Origin of the sequence: Microbacterium sp. S308A+ (assembly GCF_049800815.1) — a bacterium.
Taxonomy (GTDB): domain Bacteria; phylum Actinomycetota; class Actinomycetes; order Actinomycetales; family Microbacteriaceae; genus Microbacterium.
This window is the reverse complement of the sequence record NZ_JBNAFT010000004.1, coordinates 215,659-234,767: the sequence shown is the minus strand read 5'-3', so window position 1 is coordinate 234,767 and position 19,109 is coordinate 215,659. Positions and strand designations below refer to the sequence as shown.

Here is a 19,109-nt window from a genome sequence, read left to right as displayed (position 1 = left end):
CGTGTCGCCTCTCGCCGCCCTGCACGGCACGGACCGGCGAGGTCAGTTCAGGATGAAAGAGGAGCTTCCTGCGCTGTCGAACCCGCCGATCGAGACGGTGAGGTGATAGGTCGCGCCCCCGCCGGGCGCCTTCGGCCGGTCTCCGGAGCCGCAGGTGTCCACGCTGGATCGTGTGCGATCCCAGGCGACGGGAGCGGCGCTGGTCACCGTCGCCCCGGCCTTCAAGGTGTTGATCGTGTCGCTGGGGTTCTGCTGGCAGTCGGTCGAGCGCCACCAGACGTCCGACCCGCTGGAGACCGTGAACTTCTGCGTCGTCGTGCCGACGTTGAGCGTGCAGTCCTTGGCGCTCTTGTTGGTGAGCGAGATCGAGAGCTGTGGCAGGGCGTCCCCGCCGTACGTCTCCGCATCCGTGACGGCCTTGACCTCGACGTCCTGGGCCGTGCACGCCGCCGTCTCCGCCGGCGGCGTGGGCTCTCCCTCGGCCGACGGCGACGCGGAGGGAGACGGGCTCGCCGACGGCGACGCGCTCGGCGAGGGGGATGAGACGGAAGGCGCGCTGGGCGACGGCGTGGATGCATCGCCCTCCGCCCAGGAACGGGCGATCAGAGACCACACGAGCACGACGAGGAGCGCGAGCACCACGGTGATCGTGCCGAAGAAGACGATCCGACGCCGCCGGTAGACCGCGGCGGACTGGCGAGGGCTCATGCGAACAGGCTACGTGGCCCGATCCGTCCGGCCACGACGACGCCCCGGGTTCCGGGACGACGACCGCGCAGGGCCGTCAGATCTCCTTGAGCATGCGCGTGTTGCCCAGGGTGTTCGGCTTGACGTGCGCGAGATCGAGGAACTCCGCCACGCCCTCGTCGCCGCTGCGCAGGAGCTGCGCGTACACATCGGGATCGACGACCTGCTCCCCGATCGGGGAGAACCCGCGACGGGTGAAGAAGTCCACCTCGAAGGTGAGGCAGAACAGCCGGGTGAGGCCGAGCTCACGGGCGTTCTCCTCCAGACGTTCCACGATCGCGCGGCCGACGCCGTGATGCAGCCAGTCCTCACGGACCAGGAGCGTACGGACCTCGCCGATGTCCTCCCACATGACGTGCAGCGCGCCGCAGCCGATCAGCTCGCCTTCGCTCTCGGCGACCACGAACTCCTGCGCGGCCCCGTAGAGCACCGCGAGGTCCTTGCCGAGCAGGATGCGTCGTTCGACCAGGGGCTCCAGCAGGGTGGAGATCGACCGGATGTCGGCCGCCCGCGCCGGGCGCACCACGTACTCGCTCACGCCTCCAGCCTAGGACCGCGCACCGCCCCTCCCCTGCTCCCGCGCCATGTCGGCCACGAGCGGACACGACGAAGGGGGCGGATGCCGCAGCACCCGCCCCCTCCCGGAACGCCGGGGTCACTCTCCGCTGGCGACCGCCAGGTCGGGGGTGGCCGAGATGTCGCCGCCGGTGTTGATCCCGACCGAGACCTTCTCGCCGCGCGGACCGTGCTCGAACCGGAACTCGCCGTCGGCGTAGTCCACCTTCACGTGGTCGCCCGCGTTGAGCTCGCCGTGGAGGATCTTCTCCGAGAGACGGTCCTCCACCTCGTGCTGCATCGCCCGGCGCAGCGGCCGTGCGCCCAGCGACGGGTCGAAGCCCACCTCGATCAGACGCTCCTTGGCCGCCTGCGAGAGCTCGATCGTCATGTCGCGGTCGAGCAGACGGTCGGCCAGGCGTTTCGTGAACAGGTCCACGATCTGCACGAGCTCGTCCTTGCTCAGCTGCGGGAAGACGATGATGTCGTCGACGCGGTTGAGGAACTCGGGCTTGAAGTGGCGCTTGAGCTCCTCGTTGACCTTGCCCTTCATCCGGTCGTAGCTGGTGGAGTTGTCGCCCTCCGCCTGGAAGCCGACCGGCCCGCCCGCGATGTCACGCGCACCGAGGTTGGTGGTCATGATGATCACGGTGTTCTTGAAGTCCACGATCCGGCCCTGACCGTCGGTCAGACGGCCCTCCTCGAGGATCTGCAGGAGCGAGTTGAAGATGTCGGGGTGAGCCTTCTCGATCTCGTCGAAGAGCACGACCGAGAACGGCTTGCGGCGCACCTTCTCGGTGAGCTGGCCGCCCTCCTCGAAGCCGACGAACCCGGGAGGGGCGCCGAACAGCCGCGACACGGTGTGCTTCTCACCGAACTCCGACATGTCGAGCGAGATGAGCGCGGCCTCGTCGTCGAAGAGGAACTCCGCGAGCGCCTTGGCGAGCTCGGTCTTGCCGACGCCGGTCGGGCCGGCGAAGATGAACGAGCCCGACGGGCGCTTCGGGTCCTTCAGGCCCGCACGCTGACGACGGATCGTCTTGGACAGGGCCGCGATCGCCTCTTCCTGGCCGATGACGCGCTGGTGCAGCGCCTTCTCCATGAACACCAGGCGGCTGGACTCCTCTTCGGTGAGCTTGAACACCGGGATGCCCGTGGCCTGGGCCAGGACCTCGGCGATCAGGCCCTCGTCGACGACGGCCTGGGTGGCCACGTCGCCCGAACGCCACTGCTTCTCCAGACGCAGCCGCTCGGCGAGCAGCTCCTTCTCCTGGTCGCGCAGCGAGGCGGCCTTCTCGAAGTCCTGCTCCTCGGAGGCCTGCTCCTTCTCCTCGCGGACCTTGGCGATCCGCTCGTCGAACTCACGCAGCTCCGGCGGAGAGGACAGGATCGACAGACGCAGGCGCGCACCGGCCTCGTCGATCAGGTCGATCGCCTTGTCGGGGAGGAAGCGGTCGCTCACGTAGCGGTCGGCGAGGTTCGCCGCCGCGACGATCGCACCGTCGGTGATCTGCACCTTGTGGTGCGCCTCGTACCGGTCGCGCAGCCCCTTGAGGATGTTGATCGCGTGCGGGAGGCTCGGCTCGTTCACCTGGATCGGCTGGAACCGGCGCTCCAGTGCGGCGTCCTTCTCGAAGTGCTTGCGGTACTCGTCGAGCGTGGTCGCGCCGATCGTCTGCAGCTCGCCGCGGGCGAGCAGCGGCTTGAGGATCGAGGCGGCGTCGATCGCGCCCTCGGCGGCGCCCGCACCCACGAGGGTGTGGATCTCGTCGATGAAGACGATGATGTCGCCGCGCGTGCGGATCTCCTTGGTGACCTTCTTCAGGCGCTCCTCGAAGTCGCCGCGGTAGCGGGAGCCGGCGATGAGGGAGCCGAGGTCGAGCGAGTAGAGCTGCTTGTCCTTGAGCGTCTCGGGCACGTCGCCCTTGACGATCGCCTGGGCGAGGCCCTCCACGACGGCGGTCTTGCCGACGCCGGGCTCACCGATGAGGACGGGGTTGTTCTTGGATCGGCGGGAGAGGATCTGCATGACCCGCTCGATCTCCTTCTCGCGCCCGATGACGGGGTCGAGCTTGTTGTCGCGAGCAGCCTGGGTGAGGTTGCGACCGAACTGGTCGAGCACCTGCGAGCCGCCCTGGGCGCCCTGCTGGCTGTTGTCGTGCGCCGCGCCCGAGACGGCCGCCGGCTCGCGCCCCGGCGAGCCGGACAGCATCTGGATGACCTGCTGGCGCACCTTGTTGAGGTCGGCGCCGAGCTTGACGAGCACCTGCGCGGCGACGCCCTCGCCCTCACGGATGAGGCCGAGGAGGATGTGCTCGGTGCCGATGTAGTTGTGGCCGAGCTGAAGCGCCTCGCGCAGGCTCAGCTCCAGGACCTTCTTGGCGCGCGGGGTGAAGGGGATGTGGCCGGTCGGCTGCTGCTGTCCCTGCCCGATGATGTCCTGCACCTGCTCGCGGACGGCGTCGAGGGAGATGCCCAGCGACTCCAGCGCCTTGGCAGCGGCTCCCTCGCCCTCGTGGATGAGGCCGAGGAGGATGTGCTCGGTGCCGATGTAGTTGTGGTTGAGCATCTTCGCCTCTTCCTGGGCGAGGACGACCACACGACGGGCTCGGTCGGTGAATCTCTCGAACATGTCACTCCTTGTTCGTTGCCCGTGGACGGGCGATGCATCCCTTCGGATGCCGGTACATCGAGAGTAACGACCGGGCGCGAGCGGCATGCCCGTGTTCGCCGTCGGCATAGCGGCGGCCCGTCCGTCATCCTTCGTCACATCTCCTCCTGGAATACCGGCGGATCCCTAACGTTGACTTCCGTGGCGCCGCCCCCGCGCCCGTCCCCGATCCTCTTTGGAGTCCCATGAGCACCGCCACGCCCGCCGCCGGCCGCGAGAAGGCCCCTGACACGCGCGGCCCGGTCCGCAAGCTGCTGACCTCCTTCGGCTTCCAGATCATCGCCGCGCTCGTCCTCGGCGTCGCCGTCGGCCTCCTCGGCGTGCAGCTCGGTGCGAGCGGCCAGAGCCCGACACCCCTCTCGGACACCCTGGACCGGATCGGCAGCTCCTACGTCACACTCCTGCGCGCGGCCGTGGTGCCGCTGATCTTCACCGCGATCGTGGCCAGCATCTCGAACCTCCGCCGCGTGCAGAACGCCGCACGCCTGGCCGGGCAGACGCTCCTCTGGTTCGCGATCACCGCGTTCATCGCGGTGACGATCGGCATCGCGCTCGGCGTGGTCCTCCAGCCCGGCGCCCGCGCCGGCGAGGGGCTGACACCCAGCGCCCCGTACACGGTGGGCTCGTGGTGGAACTTCCTCCTCGGCCTCATCCCGCAGAACTTCCTCGGCCTCACCGTGAGCACCTCCGCGGGCGCCGCCGAGGGCACCTTCAGCTCGTCCGTGGGCTTCAACGTCCTCCAGGTGATCGTGGTGGCCACGGTCGTCGGCATCGCCGCGCTCAAGGCCGGGCGCAAGGCCGAGCCCTTCCTCGCCTTCACCGAGTCGCTGCTCAAGGTCATCCAGCGCGTGCTCTGGTGGATCATCCGGATCGCCCCGATCGGCACCTTCGGCCTGATCGGCTCGGCCGTGATCAAGTACGGCTGGGGCAAGCTCTCCTCGCTGGCCTGGTTCGCCGGCGCCGTCTATCTGGGTCTCGCGCTCGTGCTCTTCGTCGTCTACCCGATCCTCGTGAGATCTCACGGCCTGTCGGTCAAGCAGTACTTCACCGGCGTCTGGCCGGCCGTGCAGCTCGGCTTCGTCAGCCGTTCGTCGATCGGCACGCTGCCGCTGACCGAGCGGGTGACCGAGCGGAACCTCGGCGTGCCTCGTGCCTACGCCTCGTTCGCCGTGCCCTTCGGCGCCACCACGAAGATGGACGGCTGCGCGGCGATCTACCCCGCCATCGCCGCGATCTTCGTCGCGCAGTTCTTCGGCATCGAGCTCAACCTCGTGCAGTACCTGCTCATCGTGATCGTGTCGGTGGTCGGCTCCGCCGCGACCGCGGGGACGACGGGCGCGACGGTCATGCTCACCCTGACCCTCTCCACGCTGGGCCTGCCGCTCGAGGGCGTCGGCCTGCTCCTGGCGATCGACCCGATCCTCGACATGGGCCGCACAGCGGTGAACGTCGCAGGACAGGCTCTCGTGCCGGCGATCGTCGCCAAGCGCGAGGGGATCCTGGACGAGGAGCTGTACAACGCCCCGCGCAACGGCCTTCCCTTCGCCGAGGACCTCGACGAGGGTCCCGCCGGCGCCGCGCCGGGCTCGGCTTCCGACGGCGGCCCGTCCGGAGACTCGCCTTCCGGAGACGCGCCCACGGGAGACTCCCCGGCCGGCTCCCCTGTCTCGCCGGAGCCCGTCGCCACGCGCTGAGACTCCTCCCCCTGGCACCTCGCCCCATCCGGCGCCCGATGCCCCGGTCCTCTCGGACCGGGGCATCGTCGTCTGCAGGCGAACCGGAGGCCCGGCCACCCCGCCCGGATGCGCGCCTGCTCGCCCGGACGCCTGCCCGCCCGGATGGCTGAGATCTCACCACCCGGCTGACCCGTTCTGCGCGGACGGTCAGCCATCCGGAGAGGGCTCAGCCATCCGGGGACTCAGAGCCGTCCCGAACACCTGCCGCGCGACGACGCGAGCGTCCCTCGCCCCGGCCTCCGGCCGCCCCGCCGGAGGCGAGTCAGCGGTCGCCGCGCGTCTCCAGCCGGGTGTCCAGGGCGAGCTCCTCCGCGTCCATCGCGACGATGAGCTCGCGCATGACCTCCTCGTTCAGCGCCCCGGCATCGCGCTCCTGGAGCAGGACGTCGCGGCGCACACGCAGCCATCCCTTCGACAGGTCCACCAGCTCCTCGCGCGACGGACGGGACGCCTTCTCCTCCTCGGCCTGGGCCTGATCGGTGTCGCGCTCCACCCGCGTGATGCGCTGCGCGAACCGGTCGAACCGATCCAGCGCTCCGGCCCCGTGCCGCTGCTCCCACTCGTCGCGCTTGCCCGTCAGGTACTCCTTGCCGGCCTCACGGGTGCGTGCCCGCACCTGCGCGAGCTGGGCGGCGTCCTCCGCCGCCTCCGCGTCGTTTCCGATGCCGAGACCACGGATGAGCATCGGAAGGGTGAGGCCCTGCAGCAGGAGGGTGCCGACGGTGACCACGAACGCCACGACCACGATCGCGTGCGACGCGCTCTCCTCGAGGCCGGCGAGGTCGCTTGCGGCGAGGGCGGTCGCGAGCGTCACGACGCCGCGCATCCCGGCCCACGACACCACCGCGTTGTCCTTCCAGGAGAGCTGCGGCTCGATGACCTTGGATCGCTTGACCTCGTCGGTCGTCGGCATCCGTCCGCCATGCCCCCGCTTCGCATGCGCTTCCTCCACCCGTTGCATGCGCTGGTCCATCCGGCCGGACTCGACCGCGCGATCCCAGCGGCGCAGGCGCATCCGCTGCCACATCTGCCCCCAGGCCGAGGCCGGATAGACGAAGAGCGGACGCACGAGGAGGACCACGACGAGAACCACGGCGGAGAGCCCGAGGACGCCGCCCGCCGAGCCGGCGCCCAGGTCGGCGAGCACACGGGGGAACTGCAGCCCGATGTAGGCGAACACGAAGGACTCCAGCAGGAAGTCCGCCGAGAGCCAGATCGGCGTCTCCTGCTGGCGGGTCGCGTAGCTCGTCCGCGGGGCGTTGTAGCCCACGACGAGCCCCATCGCGACGACGCCGAGCACGCCGGAGCCGCCCAGATGCTCCGTGATCGCATAGATGCCGAACGGGGCGAGCAGGCCGAAGGTGCCGTTGACGACCGGATCGGAGATCCGCATCCGCAGCAGGTGCAGACCGGTTCCCGCGACGACGCCGATCACCACGCCGACGACCACCGCGAGGGCGAACTGGCCGAGCGTGCCCCAGATGTTGAAGGTCGCGGCGCCCGCCACGATCGCGGCGAAGACCCGGTAGAGCGTGAGCGAGGTCGCGTCGTTGATGAGGCTCTCGCCGGACAGGACCGTCATCACCCGCCGCGGGAGGCCGAGCCTCCGGCCGATCGCCGCCGCCGAGACCGCGTCCGGCGGGGCGACGATCGCCCCGAGCAGCAAGGCCCCCGGCAGGGTGAGGGACGGCATGAGCCACCAGGCGACGAGGCCCACGGCGAGGGTCGTCACGACGACCAGGCCGACGCCCAGACGCCGGATCTGCGGAAGGCTCCGCTGGAAGCTCACGAACGAGACGTCGAGCGAGGCGGAGTACAGCAGCGGAGGCAGCACGATGTTCAGCAGCAGATGGCCGTCGATCTGCAGGTCGGGGACGAAAGGGACGAAGGAGACGGCGAGCGCGACGGTCGTCACCAGCAAAGGGGCCGGCCAGCCGCGCCATCGCGCGACGGCCGCCACCAGCACCGCACCGACGACGACGTAGAAGAACTCGGCATCCATGCGGGAAAGGGTAGCGGGCGGCGTCGGGAATGCGCTCTGCCCGGCGGGGGTTGCCCACAGGGATGACTACGTCGCCCCTCGCCCTGTCCGTGCTCGACCTCGTCCCGGTTCGCACCGGGCAGACCAGCGCCGAGGCGGTCGCCGCCTCGCTCGCCCTCGCGGAACGCGCCGACGCTCTCGGCTATCGCCGGTATTGGTTCGCCGAGCACCACAACATGCCCGCCGTCGCGTCGACCTCGCCGCCGGTGCTCATCGCGGCCGCGGCCGCACGCACGCGGCGGATCAGAGTGGGATCGGGCGGCGTCATGCTCCCCAACCACGCGCCGCTCATCGTGGCGGAGCAGTTCGCCGCCCTGGAGGCCGTCGCGCCGGGCCGGATCGACCTCGGCATCGGCCGGGCGCCCGGCAGCGACCCCGTCATCACGCAGCTGCTGCGAGCGGCGGGGGCGGCGGGCGACGTCGAGCGCTTCCCCTCCCACGTGCAGGACATCGCGCTCATGCTCCAGCCCGACGGCGCGACCGTGCAGTTCACCTCGGGCGGGGAGTACGGGGTGCACTCGACCCCGGCTGCCACCGGGAGCCCGGAGATCTGGCTGCTCGGGTCCAGCGACTACTCCGCCCAGCTGGCCGCCTCGCTCGGCCTCCCGTACGTCTTCGCCAACCACTTCGCCGGCACCGGGCTCGAACGAGCGCTCGACCTCTACCGTTCGGGGTACCGTCCGAGCGATGCGCACCCGGAGCCGCGGACCTTCCTCACCGCGAACGTCGTCGCCGCGCCGACCGCCGCCGAGGCGCAGGAGCGCGCCCTTCCGCAGCTGCGGATGATGGCGCGCATCCGGATGAACACCCCGCTCACCCCGCTCGAGACGGTCGAGGACGCGCGGAGCGCCCTCGCCGCCGGCACCGACCCGCGTGAGACGCAGGTGATCGAAGCCGCGCGAGCCGGGTGGTTCATCGGCACGGGTCCCGACGTCGCCGCCGAGCTGCGGGCGTTCGCCGCGGCCCACGGCGTGGATGAGATCATGCTCTCGCCCGTCGCCGGGGCCTACGCCGCCGAGCCGAAGGACACGGCGGCCGGGCGGGCGCAGACGCTGGAGCTCCTGGCGGAGGCCGCCGGAGCCTGAGCGTCTGAGGTCCACCGGTTCCCGGCGGTCGTTTTCTCCGGGGTGGTCGCCTCGACCGAGACCTGCGTCGTCTCCGCAAGCTGTACGCCGGCCGAGAGCCGCTCAGACGGCTGAGGATTCTTCGGATGGCTGAGGAATCCGGTCCAGCACGCCTGCCAGACGTCATCTGCTCAGCCGGGTGGACGACGCTGGACGCCGTCGGATGAGCGGGCCACCGAGCCAGGCGGCAGACCCCGGGAAGGCGGACGCAGCGCCGGGACGCATCAGCTCTCAGGAGCACCGGCGACGAGACCCCGCAGCCAGTCGCGGGCCTCGACGAAGACCTCGTCGGCGTAGCGCTCCGGGTAGTGCACGATCTTCCGGTCGGCGCGCGGATAGGACCCGAGGTAGACGACACGAGGGCTGAAGCGGCGGATCCCGAGCAACGCGTCCGCCATGCGCTCATCGTGGATGTGCCCATCGGCGTCGAGGACGAACCGATAGCGGCCCAGCTCGTCGCCGATCGGCCGGGACTGCAGAAGCGACAGGTTGATGCCGCGGGTGGAGAACTGCTCGAGGAGCTCGAGGAGCGCCCCGGGATGGTCATCGGGGAGCTCCACGATGAGGGACGTCTTGTCGGCCCCTGTCGGCTCGGCCGGAACCGCCGTGCGCGTCACGAGCACGAACCGGGTCACCGCGTTCGCATTGTCGCCGATGCCGTCGGCGAGGACCTCGAAGTCGTGGTGCTGGACGATCCCGGGGGCCGCGATCGCCGCATCGGCGTGCAGAGAGCCGTCCAGGATCCCGAGCGCGGAGGCGACGTTGCTCGCCGCCGGCACGTGCGCGTGCGCGGGGAGCTCGCGCCCGAGCCAGCCGTGGCACTGGGCGTAGGCGACGGGGTGGGCGGCGACGACCTTCACCTGATCCATCCGCGTACCGGGACGCGCCACGAGCACGAAGTCGACCTTCACGAGGTACTCGCCGACGATGCGGAGCCCAGGGAGGGTGGCGAGCGCGTCGAGCGTGGTCGAGACGCCTCCCTCGACGGAGTTCTCGATCGCGATCATCGCCGCGTCGCTCGTGCCGTCCAGCACGTCTGTCAGCGCCTCGCCGACGTTGTGCACGGGCCGCCAGTGCTGCCCTCGCGCCTCGGGCACCTGCTCCAGCGCCGCTTCGGTGAAGGTGCCCGCGGGCCCGAGATAGCTGTACGTGCGGCGTTCGGTCACACCGTTCAGCCTAGCCCTCGAAGGATTCGCCGAGCCCTCGTCTCCGCATGCGCTCTGCCGGTCTCAACCTCTTCCGCCGGGGAGGAGACCGGGCTCTCCCGAGTAGGCGAACCCGGGGAGGACGCGGCAGACTGGGAGCATGACGAGCCGTGCAGGCCTCCCGGCCGAGGAAAGCGACCTCATCGACCTCGACGCGCTGATCGCCGCGTACTACGACCGGATCCCTGATCCGGACGTCGCCGCGGAACGCGTGGCGTTCGGCACGAGCGGCCACCGCGGCTCCTCCCTCTCCGGGAGCTTCAACGAGCATCACATCCTGGCGACGACGCAGGCGATCGTGGACTACCGGCGTGCCCAGGGGATCGCCGGCCCGCTCTTCCTCGGGCGCGACACGCACGCCCTCTCCCGCCCCGCCGAGCGCAGTGCGATCGAGGTGCTCGTCGCCAACGGCGTGGAGGTGCGCGTGGACGCCCGCGACTCCTGGGTGCCCACCCCGGCGCTCAGCCACGCCATCCTCAGCCACAACCGCGGGCTGGGCACGGATCCCGCCGCCCTCGCCGACGGCATCGTCGTGACCCCTTCGCACAACCCGCCCCGCGACGGCGGCTTCAAGTACAACCCGCCGCACGGCGGCCCCGCCGACACCGACGCGACGGGCTGGATCGCCGCGAGGGCCAACGAGCTCATCGCCGGCGGACTGGACGGCGTGCAGCGCATCCGCTTCGCTGACATCGACGCGGCGCGCATCGGCAGCCACGACTTCCGGGACGCGTACGTGCGCGATCTCCCCTCCATCATCGACGTCGATGCGATCCGTCGCGCGGGCGTCCGCATCGGCGCCGACCCGCTCGGCGGCGCCTCGGTCGACTACTGGGCGCTCATCGCTGAGATGCACGGCCTCGACCTGACCGTGGTCAACCCTGAGGTGGACCCGACCTGGCGGTTCATGACGCTGGACTGGGACGAGAAGATCCGGATGGACCCCTCGTCCGCGCACGCGATGGCCTCGCTCGTCGCCAAGCGCGCCGACTACGACATCCTCACCGGCAACGACGCCGACGCGGACCGGCACGGGATCGTCACCCCCGATGCGGGCCTGATGAACCCGAACCACTACCTCGCCGTCGCGATCGACTATCTCTTCGCGCATCGCAGCGGCTGGAGCGCTACCGCCGCCGTCGGCAAGACCCTCGTGTCCTCGATGATCATCGACCGGGTCGCCGAGTCGCTGGGCCGCCCGCTGCTGGAGGTCCCCGTCGGGTTCAAGTGGTTCGTCCCGGGGCTCCTGGACGGATCGGTCGCGTTCGGCGGCGAGGAGTCGGCCGGGGCGTCGTTCCTGCGCATGGACGGCACGCCCTGGTCCACCGACAAGGACGGCATCCTCCTCTGTCTGCTGGCGGCCGAGATCATCGCCGTCACCGGCAAGACCCCGTCCCAGCGCTACGCCGAGCTCGAGGAGCGGTTCGGCGCGTCGACCTATCAGCGCGTGGACGCGCCGGCGACACCGGCGCAGAAGGCCGCGCTGGGGCGCCTCTCCCCCGAGGCCGTGACGACGACCACGCTGGCGGGGGAGCCGATCACCGCGAAGCTGTCGCACGCGCCGGGCAACGACGCGCTGATCGGCGGTCTCAAGGTGCAGACCGAGCACGCGTGGTTCGCCGCCCGCCCCTCGGGCACCGAGGACGTCTACAAGCTCTACACGGAGTCGCTGCGCGGTCCCGAGCACCTCGCCCAGGTGCAGGAGGAGGCCCGCGCGGTCGTCTCCGCCGCCCTCGGCGAGTGACCCGACCCTCCCGGACCGGATACCGGAGCGAACAGGACTGAGTCCCAGGATCGGTCCTGTCCGACGACAGGACGCCGCCGATCGGGACCGTCGGACGAGACGTCGGCGAATCCCCTCTGACCGCTCTGTCCGCGGCAGCGGCGTTCGGGCAGGATGAGGGCATGACCCGGAGCATCCGGACCGCCTGCGGCGCGGTCGGCCTCGTCCTGCTGATCCTACTCTCGTGGTGGGCGGTGCAGAGCGTGAGCCCTCCGGCGGCGCTGCCCGCCTCGGCCCCCGCCGACCAGTTCAGCGCCGAGCGCGCCCGCGTGCACCAGGAGCAGGTCAGCCGCGAGCAGCACCCCGCCGGCTCGCCCGCGGCCGACGAGGTCCGGCGGTACGTCCTCGACCAGCTGGCCGAGATGGGGGTCGAGGCCAGGGTGCAGGACTCCGTCGGCGCCACCGGCGCGCTCGGCGGCCTCGCGATGGCGCGCGTGCAGAACGTCGTCGCCGAGATCCCCGGCACCGACTCCTCGGGACGGCTCTTCCTCCTCGCCCACTACGACTCCGTGCAGGTGTCGTACGGGGCGGGCGACGACGGCGCCGGCGTCTCGACCCTGCTCGAGACCGCCCGTGCCCTGAAGGCCGGCGACGCCCCGCGCAACGACGTCGTGCTCGTCTTCACCGACGCCGAGGAGGCCTGCCTGTGCGGCGCGGAGGCGTTCATGACCTCGGACCCGCTCGCGAAGGACGGCGGCGTCGTCCTCAACTTCGAGTCCAGAGGCTCTTCGGGTCCCGCGATCATGTTCGAGACGGCGAAGGGCAACGCCGCGCTCGTGAACGCCTACGCCGACGCGGTCCGCTTCCCCGTGGCGACGAGCTTCGCGGTGGAGGTCTATCGGCTCCTCCCCAACGACACCGATTTCTCGCCCTTCCGCGACGACGGGCGGTTCACCGGCCTGAACACGGCCTACATCGACGGCTCGGCCACCTACCATTCGCCCGAGGACCGCGTCGAGTACCAGTCGATCGAGTCCCTCCAGCACCACGGCTCGAACGCGCTCGACCTGGCCCGCTCCCTCGGCGACGCCGATCTCGGCGCCCTGTCCGTCCCCTCCGCCGAGGACGCGACGTACTTCCCCGCGCTCGGCCAGCTGGTCCGGTACCCGGGCTGGGCGGTGTGGCCGCTCGCGATCCTGGCGCTGCTGACGGTGGCGGGCGCCGCCGTCGTTCTCGTGCGCCGCAGACGGGTCTCCGGAGGAAGGATGGCGGCGGCCCTGGGCCTCGGCGTGCTGCCGATCGTGGCCTCCGCGGCGGTCGCACAGCTGTTCTGGCTCGCCCTGACCGCCATCCGCCCCGGCTACGGGCAGCTGAGTGATCCGTGGTCGCCGGGGTGGTATCGGATCGCGGTGGTCGCCCTCGTGCTCACGGTCGTCATCACATGGCTCGCCCTGTTCCGGCGGCGGTTCGGAGCCGAGGCGCTGGCCGTGGGCGGACTCGCCTGGCTTGCAGCGATCGGCGTCGTGATGGCTGCGGCGACGCCCGGCGGCTCGTATCTGGCGGCGATCCCCGCACTGGCCGGCGGAGTGGCGATGCTCCTCCAGACGCTGCCGCGCGGGGGCGTCGTCGCACAACTCCTCTCCGGGGTGGTGGCCGTGATCGTCCTGGCCCCGACGGTGGCGCTGTTCTTCCCCGCGATGGGGCTCGAGCGCGGAGCGGCGGCGGCGCTGTTCGCCTCCTTCCTCGCGATCGCTCTCGTCCCGATCCTGGAGCTGCTTTTCCCCGACGCCGCTCCGCGCTCCCGCCGGATCCGCCGCGCCGTCCCCGGCGTCGCCGGGCTCGCCGCCGCGATGCTCGCGACCGGGATCGGCCTGTCGGTCGACCGCTTCGACGCCGCGCACCCGGTGCCGGTCGAGATGATGTACGCGATGGACGCCGACACGGGCAAGGCGTCCTGGGTGCGGCCCGGAGGGGATCCGACCGGCTGGAGCGACGGGATGGTCGATCGCGTCGCAAACCTGTCGGACGAGTTCGGGGTGCTCAAGGACCGCGACGACATGGTGGGCGACGCACCGGCCGCCGACCTCCGGGCCCCCGAGGTCACGGTCCTGTCCGAGAAGACGGTGGACGGCAACAGGGAGCTGACGCTGCGGATCACTCCGCAACGCGCCGGCCGCCTGGTCTATCTCGAGGCGAAGGAGGGCCAGGTGCTCGCCGCCACCGCACGCGGGCGCGAGGTGCCGACCGACGGAGGCCCCTTCTCGCTGCTCTTCCACGCGCCGCCCAGAGACGGGCTCGACGTGACGCTGACGGTCGCGGGCGACGGGCCGCTGCAGCTGCGCCTCATGGACGGCAGCGACGGTCTCGCCGGCCTCCCCGGATTCGTCCCTCGCCCGGAGGGGGTCGGCATCATGGGGTCTCACACGTCGGAGCTCGCCGTTGTCGCCCGCACCGTCACCCTCTGACGGCACGGGTCTGGGCCCCGCGCCCGCGCAGGTGCTCGGCAGCGGCCTCCTCCGGTTCGCGGAACGCCAGGCTGAAGAATGTCGGGGCGATGCGACTTTGTCGGCCCTAATCCGGTCCTGAGGCCGACAGAGTTCACCCTGTCCGACGAACGTGCACCAAAGTCCGCGATGCTAGTTCCGAAGCACCGGACCACAGAAAGTCGGACCTAACGAACTTTGTCGGCCCTAATCCGGTCCTGAGGCCGACAGAGTTCGCCCTGTCCGACTTCGACGAGGCAAACCGCAGCCCAGAGACAGATGAGGGCGAGGCAACCAGGAGCGAGGCGACCAGGGCGAGGCAGCAGCCGCCTCAGCCCTGGCCGAGATAGTGGCGGAGCGCGGCCGCCTCGGCCATCAGCCGGGCGGGATCGTCGTCCGGGACGAACTCCAGGAGCGCGTCGCGCGGCGGCTCCGCCGCGTCCGCGGCCGCGGCGGCGAAGGACCGCCACAACCCGTCGCGGAACGGCAGGGGGTGCCGCTCGGTCGTCGGCCACCAGGAGAAGACGTGCACCGCGGCGACCCGAGCCGCGAGCCGCACGTACTCGGCCACGGCCTCGTCGTCAGAGGCCCCGACGGCCGGCTGCCAGTACGTCCGGAGCATCGGATGCGCCACGTCATCGATCAGACGCCGGGTCGCCTCGGGGGTGTCCGCCAGGGTCCCGCCGTGATATTCGAGGGAGAGGGCGACGTCGCGGTCCGCCGCCGCCTCGACGGCGCGGGCGAGCACCGCCGTCACGCGCACGCGGTCGTCGTCCGTGGCGTCGGCCGATCCGGTCCGCCCGGCCCAGACCCGCACCCGGTCGGCGCCCAGGGCGACCGCGCTGTCGAGCACGGGGCCGATCTCCTCACCGGGGTCGCCGCGGAAGTACGAGCCGTAGGAGCACACCGCCACGCCGGCGTCCGCGGTCATCCGGGCGACCTCGGCGGCTCGACGCTCATCGCCCGCCGGCACGTGCACGTCGCCGCCCCACTCGATCGCGACGAGGCCTGCCTCCGCGGCGAGCGCGGCGACGCGTGCGGCAGGCAACGCCCGGAACGTCACCGAGCAGAGGCCGGGGCGGATGCGCGCGAGCGCCCGGCCCGGCGTCTCCATGGAGCGTGACTCGTCGGTGCTCCTCCTCCCCCCGGTCACGAGCTCTCCCGGACGACCAGCATCGGCAGGAGGAGCGGCGGGTCGGCGGGCACGGAGCCGCCTTCCTCGACCCGGACGATCACCTGCCGGACGGCGAGGTCGCCGAGGGCATCGAAGTCCTGCCGGACCGTGGTCAGCGGAGGCAGGAACTCGGCGGCGTCGTCCACGTCGTCGAAGCCGACGACCGCGACGTCGTCGGGCACGCGCAGCCCCGACTCCGCCACCGCGCGCAGCACACCGAGCGCCATCTGGTCGTTGGCGGCGAAGATCGCGACCGGCCCGGCCTCGCCGCCTCGCCGCCGGAGGATGCCGCGCGCGGCCGCATGACCGGAACGCGCGCTCCAGTCCCCGCGCACCGGCTCGGGCGCCACGGCTCCGGCCGCGTCGAGCGCCGCGCGCCATCCGCGCTCCCGCATCGCCGCGGCGAAGGAGGCACGAGGCCCCGCGACGTGGAGCACCGTGCGGTGGCCGCGGGCGAGCAGGTGTGCCGTCGCGAGCCGGGCGCCTTCGGCGTGGTCGGTGCCGATCACGCCGAACCGCGGATCGGGGGCGGAGTCGAGCACGACGAGCGCGAGGCCGGACGGGTCGGCGTCCGCTGCGAGCGCGCTGGCCTCGTTGAGCACGATCGCGCCGTCCGCGCCCTGTTCGAGCAGCCGCCCGAACGCCTCGGCGATGCGGCCATCGGCGCCGAGGGTCACGACCGTCAGCGCGTAGCCGCGGCGCGCCGCCGCCTCAGCGACGGCCTGCAGCATCCGGGAGTTGCCGACGGTCGCGAGCGTCTGCGCGATCACGCCGATCGTGTGCGAGCGGCCGGTCCGCAGCGCCCGCGCCGCACGGTGCGGCCGGTATCCCAGCACGGCCATCGCCTGCTCCACCCGGGCGCGGGTGGCCGGATCGACATGACTGCTGCCGTTCACGACCCGCGAGACCGTCTGGCCGGACACCCCGGCGCGGGCGGCGACACTCGCCATGGAGACCCGCCCGGCAGGCCTCCCGCGGGCGGAGCCTGTCCCGCCCGGTGCCTCGGGGCCGTCGACGCTCATGCTTCTCTCCTCCGTGTTGACGTTATCACGGCGGCGAGTTAGCGTGTTGACGTGAACATGGACAGCTCCTCCCCTCTGCCGCCCCCCGTCGCGCTCGGGGCCGGGGTCGTCCGGCGCGACTCCCGGCTCGCCGACGGTCGCGACCTCTTCTACTACGACGACCCGGACACGGGCCTCCCCCCGGAGCGCGCGCTCGACGAGCGCGCCCTCCCCCCGCGCCCGGAGACGGCGACGATGCGGCAGGACGTGCTCACCGGCGACTGGATCACCTTCGCCTCGGCCCGACAGAACCGTGTGCTGATGCCGTCGGCGAACGCGGATCCCCTCGCCCCCCAGTCCGCGACCAACCCGTCCGAGGTCCCGTCGCGCTATGACGTGGCGGTGTTCGAGAACCGCTCGCCGTCGTTCGGGCCCGCGGCAGGCGACGCCCCCGGCGCACCCGGCGGCCTCGACGAGCTGGCGGCGATCGCCCTCGACCGCGCCTTAGGCAGCGTGGGCAGGTGCGAGGTCGTCTGCTTCAGTCCTGAGGCCACCGGTTCCTTCGGCACCCAGACGGTCGTGCGCGCGCGGACCGTGATCGAGGCCTGGGCCGATCGCACCGCGGCGCTGTCCGCGATCCCCGGCGTCGAACAGGTGTTCCCGTTCGAGAACCGCGGCGAGGCGATCGGCGTCTCGCTGCCGCATCCGCACGGGCAGATCTACGCCTATCCCTACATCACGCCGCGCACGGGCCGGCTGCTCGACGCCGTCCGCCGGACGTCCGACGATCTCCTGGAACGGGTGCTCGCCTCCGAGCAGGCGTCCTCACGGGTCGTGCTCCAGGGCGAGCACTGGACCGCCTTCGTCCCGTTCGCCGCACGGTGGCCGCTGGAGGTGCAGCTGATGCCGCATCGCCACGTCCCCGACCTCGCCGCGCTCACGGACGCGGAGCGGGACGAGCTCGCGCCCCTCTACCTCCGCCTGCTGCGCGGCGTGGACGCGCTGTACGACACCCCGACGCCGTACATCGCGGCATGGCATCAGGCGCCCGTCCACGTCGGGCGGGACACCGTGCGCATGCGGCTGGAGCTCACCTCCCCCCGGCGCGCCGCGGACAAGCTGAAGTACCTCGCCGGATCGGAGGCCGCGATGTCGGCCTGGACCGCCGAGATCCTCCCCGAGGACGCCGCCGAGCGCCTGCGCGCGGCGATCGAGAAGGTCCCGGCCTGAGCGGCGTCCCACCCTTCCCTCCCCCTCCCGGCCGCCCGATCGACGAAGGACTCCCCATGGCCACACCCGAGGCACACCCCGCCGCATCCCCCGCCGCGTCCCCCGCTTCCACGCCGGCCGTGGGCTCTCCCGTCGCCGAGGCCGTCGCGCTCTTCCGCGCCCTCACCGGCGCCACGCCGGAGGGCGTCTGGTCGGCCCCAGGCCGGGTGAACCTCATCGGCGAGCACACCGACTACAACGAGGGGTTCGTGCTGCCCTTCGCGATCCCGCACCGCACGACCGCCGCCGTGCGGGAACGGGCGGACGGCCGCCTGCGCGTCGCCTCGACCCTCGCCCCGGAGCCGGTCGAGGTCGCGCTGCAGGACCTCGACACGCTCTTCCCGCACGACGCGCACGACGCAGGGTCCGCCACGTCCGCAGAGCCCGCCACGTCCGCGGCGCCCTCCGCCGCCGCGACGCCCTCCGCTCCCTCCGCCTCCGCCCCTTCCGTCCCCGAATGGGCGGCCTACCCTCTCGGGGTCGCCTGGGCGCTGCGGCAGACCGTCGCCCCCGAGGCCCGCGACGCCCTTCCCGGCCTGGACATCGCGATCGCCTCGAGCGTCCCCGTCGGCGCGGGCCTGTCCTCGTCCGCGGCGATCGAGGGAGCCGTCGCGACAGCGCTGAACGACCTCTGGCGACTCGGCCAGGATCCGGTCGCGCTCGCACGGGCGGGCCGCAGGGCCGAGAACGAGGCCGTGGGAGCGCCGACCGGGATTATGGACCAGATGGCCACCATGCTCGGCCGTCCCGACGCGGCGACCTTCCTCGACTGCCGGACGCTCCAGACCCGCTCGGTGCCGCTCGGCTTCGCCGCGGCCGGGCTCCGCCTCCTCGTGATCGACACGCTCGTGACCCACGCGCACTCCACCGGAGGGTACCGCGACCGCCGCGCCGCGTGCGAGCGGGGCGCGGCGGCGCTCGGAGTCCCCGCCCTCCGCGATCTGACCCCCGCCGATCTGCCCCACGCGGCGGAGATCCTCGACGATGTCACGTTCCGCCGCGTCCGGCACGTCGTCACCGAGGACCAGCGCGTGCTCGACGCGGTCGACGTGCTCGACGCCCGGGACCCGCACGCGCTCGGCCCGCTCCTGACGGCCTCGCACGCGTCGATGCGCGACGACTTCGAGATCTCCGTCCCCGAGCTCGACACCGCCGTGGGCGCCGCGACGGCGGCGGGCGCCCTCGGCGCGCGGATGACCGGGGGCGGGTTCGGCGGCGCCGTGATCGCGCTGGTCGAGGACGGGCGGGCCGACGCCGTGGACGCGGCGGTCCGCACGGCCTTCGCCTCAGCCGGCTTCCGCGAGCCCCACGTGTTCCCCGTCTGGCCGTCCGCCGGACCGGCGCGCGACGAGACCGGGGAACGAGACGGGTCCTGAGAGA

General features: G+C 72.0%; 13 protein-coding genes. 6 read left to right on the top strand and 7 right to left on the bottom strand.

Going from position 1 to position 19,109, the window contains the following annotated elements; all coding sequences use genetic code 11:
- Positions 1–42 precede the first annotated feature (42 nt).
- From ACP15J_RS12295 to ACP15J_RS12285, 3 genes are all read right to left on the bottom strand, one after another.
- Positions 43–708 (bottom strand): hypothetical protein, encoded by a 666-nt coding sequence (locus ACP15J_RS12295; RefSeq protein ID WP_424937285.1) that lies wholly within the window; start codon positions 706–708, stop codon positions 43–45.
- A gap of 76 nt (positions 709–784) precedes the next feature.
- Positions 785–1,285, bottom strand: a complete 501-nt coding sequence (locus ACP15J_RS12290) for an amino-acid N-acetyltransferase (RefSeq protein ID WP_424937284.1) — start codon at positions 1,283–1,285, stop codon at positions 785–787.
- 117 nt (positions 1,286–1,402) lie between these two features.
- Positions 1,403–3,934 carry an ATP-dependent Clp protease ATP-binding subunit gene (locus ACP15J_RS12285; RefSeq protein WP_424937283.1) on the bottom strand — a complete coding sequence of 844 codons (2,532 nt, stop codon included), beginning with the start codon at positions 3,932–3,934 and terminating at the stop codon, positions 1,403–1,405.
- Positions 3,935–4,158: 224 nt separating this feature from the next.
- Between ACP15J_RS12285 and ACP15J_RS12280 the strand changes: the two genes are divergently transcribed.
- Positions 4,159–5,667: a dicarboxylate/amino acid:cation symporter gene (locus tag ACP15J_RS12280; RefSeq protein ID WP_424937282.1), complete on the top strand. Its 1,509-nt coding sequence runs from the start codon at positions 4,159–4,161 to the stop codon at positions 5,665–5,667.
- Between the two features lie 304 nt (positions 5,668–5,971).
- Here the strand turns inward: ACP15J_RS12280 and ACP15J_RS12275 are convergent, their stop codons facing one another.
- Positions 5,972–7,711, bottom strand: coding sequence for a cation:proton antiporter (locus ACP15J_RS12275; RefSeq protein WP_424937281.1), 1,740 nt, complete (start codon positions 7,709–7,711; stop codon positions 5,972–5,974).
- A 62-nt stretch (positions 7,712–7,773) separates the two neighbouring features.
- Here ACP15J_RS12275 and ACP15J_RS12270 point away from each other — a divergent pair, with 62 nt between their 5' ends.
- Entirely contained in the window at positions 7,774–8,835 is a 1,062-nt protein-coding gene (locus ACP15J_RS12270; protein WP_424937280.1) for an LLM class flavin-dependent oxidoreductase, read from the top strand.
- Positions 8,836–9,098: 263 nt separating this feature from the next.
- Here the strand turns inward: ACP15J_RS12270 and pheA are convergent, their stop codons facing one another.
- The gene (gene pheA, locus ACP15J_RS12265) at positions 9,099–10,049 is read right to left on the bottom strand and encodes a prephenate dehydratase (protein ID WP_424980955.1); all 951 of its coding nucleotides are present in this window, start codon (positions 10,047–10,049) and stop codon (positions 9,099–9,101) included.
- A 130-nt stretch (positions 10,050–10,179) separates the two neighbouring features.
- On the opposite strand from pheA, the gene pgm reads away from it, so the two are divergent.
- Entirely contained in the window at positions 10,180–11,823 is a 1,644-nt protein-coding gene (gene pgm, locus ACP15J_RS12260) for a phosphoglucomutase (alpha-D-glucose-1,6-bisphosphate-dependent) (RefSeq protein WP_424937278.1), read from the top strand.
- A 161-nt stretch (positions 11,824–11,984) separates the two neighbouring features.
- Positions 11,985–14,267, top strand: a complete 2,283-nt coding sequence (locus ACP15J_RS12255) for a M28 family peptidase (RefSeq protein WP_424937277.1) — start codon at positions 11,985–11,987, stop codon at positions 14,265–14,267.
- Between the two features lie 349 nt (positions 14,268–14,616).
- Here ACP15J_RS12255 and ACP15J_RS12250 read toward each other — a convergent pair whose 3' ends face one another.
- Positions 14,617–15,399 carry a sugar phosphate isomerase/epimerase family protein gene (locus ACP15J_RS12250; RefSeq protein WP_424937276.1) on the bottom strand — a complete coding sequence of 261 codons (783 nt, stop codon included), beginning with the start codon at positions 15,397–15,399 and terminating at the stop codon, positions 14,617–14,619.
- Between the two features lie 35 nt (positions 15,400–15,434).
- Positions 15,435–16,409, bottom strand: a complete 975-nt coding sequence (locus ACP15J_RS12245; protein WP_424980954.1) for a LacI family DNA-binding transcriptional regulator — start codon at positions 16,407–16,409, stop codon at positions 15,435–15,437.
- A 129-nt stretch (positions 16,410–16,538) separates the two neighbouring features.
- On the opposite strand from ACP15J_RS12245, the gene galT reads away from it, so the two are divergent.
- On the top strand, positions 16,539–17,690 hold the full coding sequence (galT, locus tag ACP15J_RS12240) for a galactose-1-phosphate uridylyltransferase (protein WP_424937315.1): 1,152 nt from the start codon (positions 16,539–16,541) through the stop codon (positions 17,688–17,690).
- A gap of 56 nt (positions 17,691–17,746) precedes the next feature.
- Positions 17,747–19,105: a galactokinase gene (gene galK / locus ACP15J_RS12235; RefSeq protein ID WP_424937274.1), complete on the top strand. Its 1,359-nt coding sequence runs from the start codon at positions 17,747–17,749 to the stop codon at positions 19,103–19,105.
- Positions 19,106–19,109 lie beyond the last annotated feature (4 nt).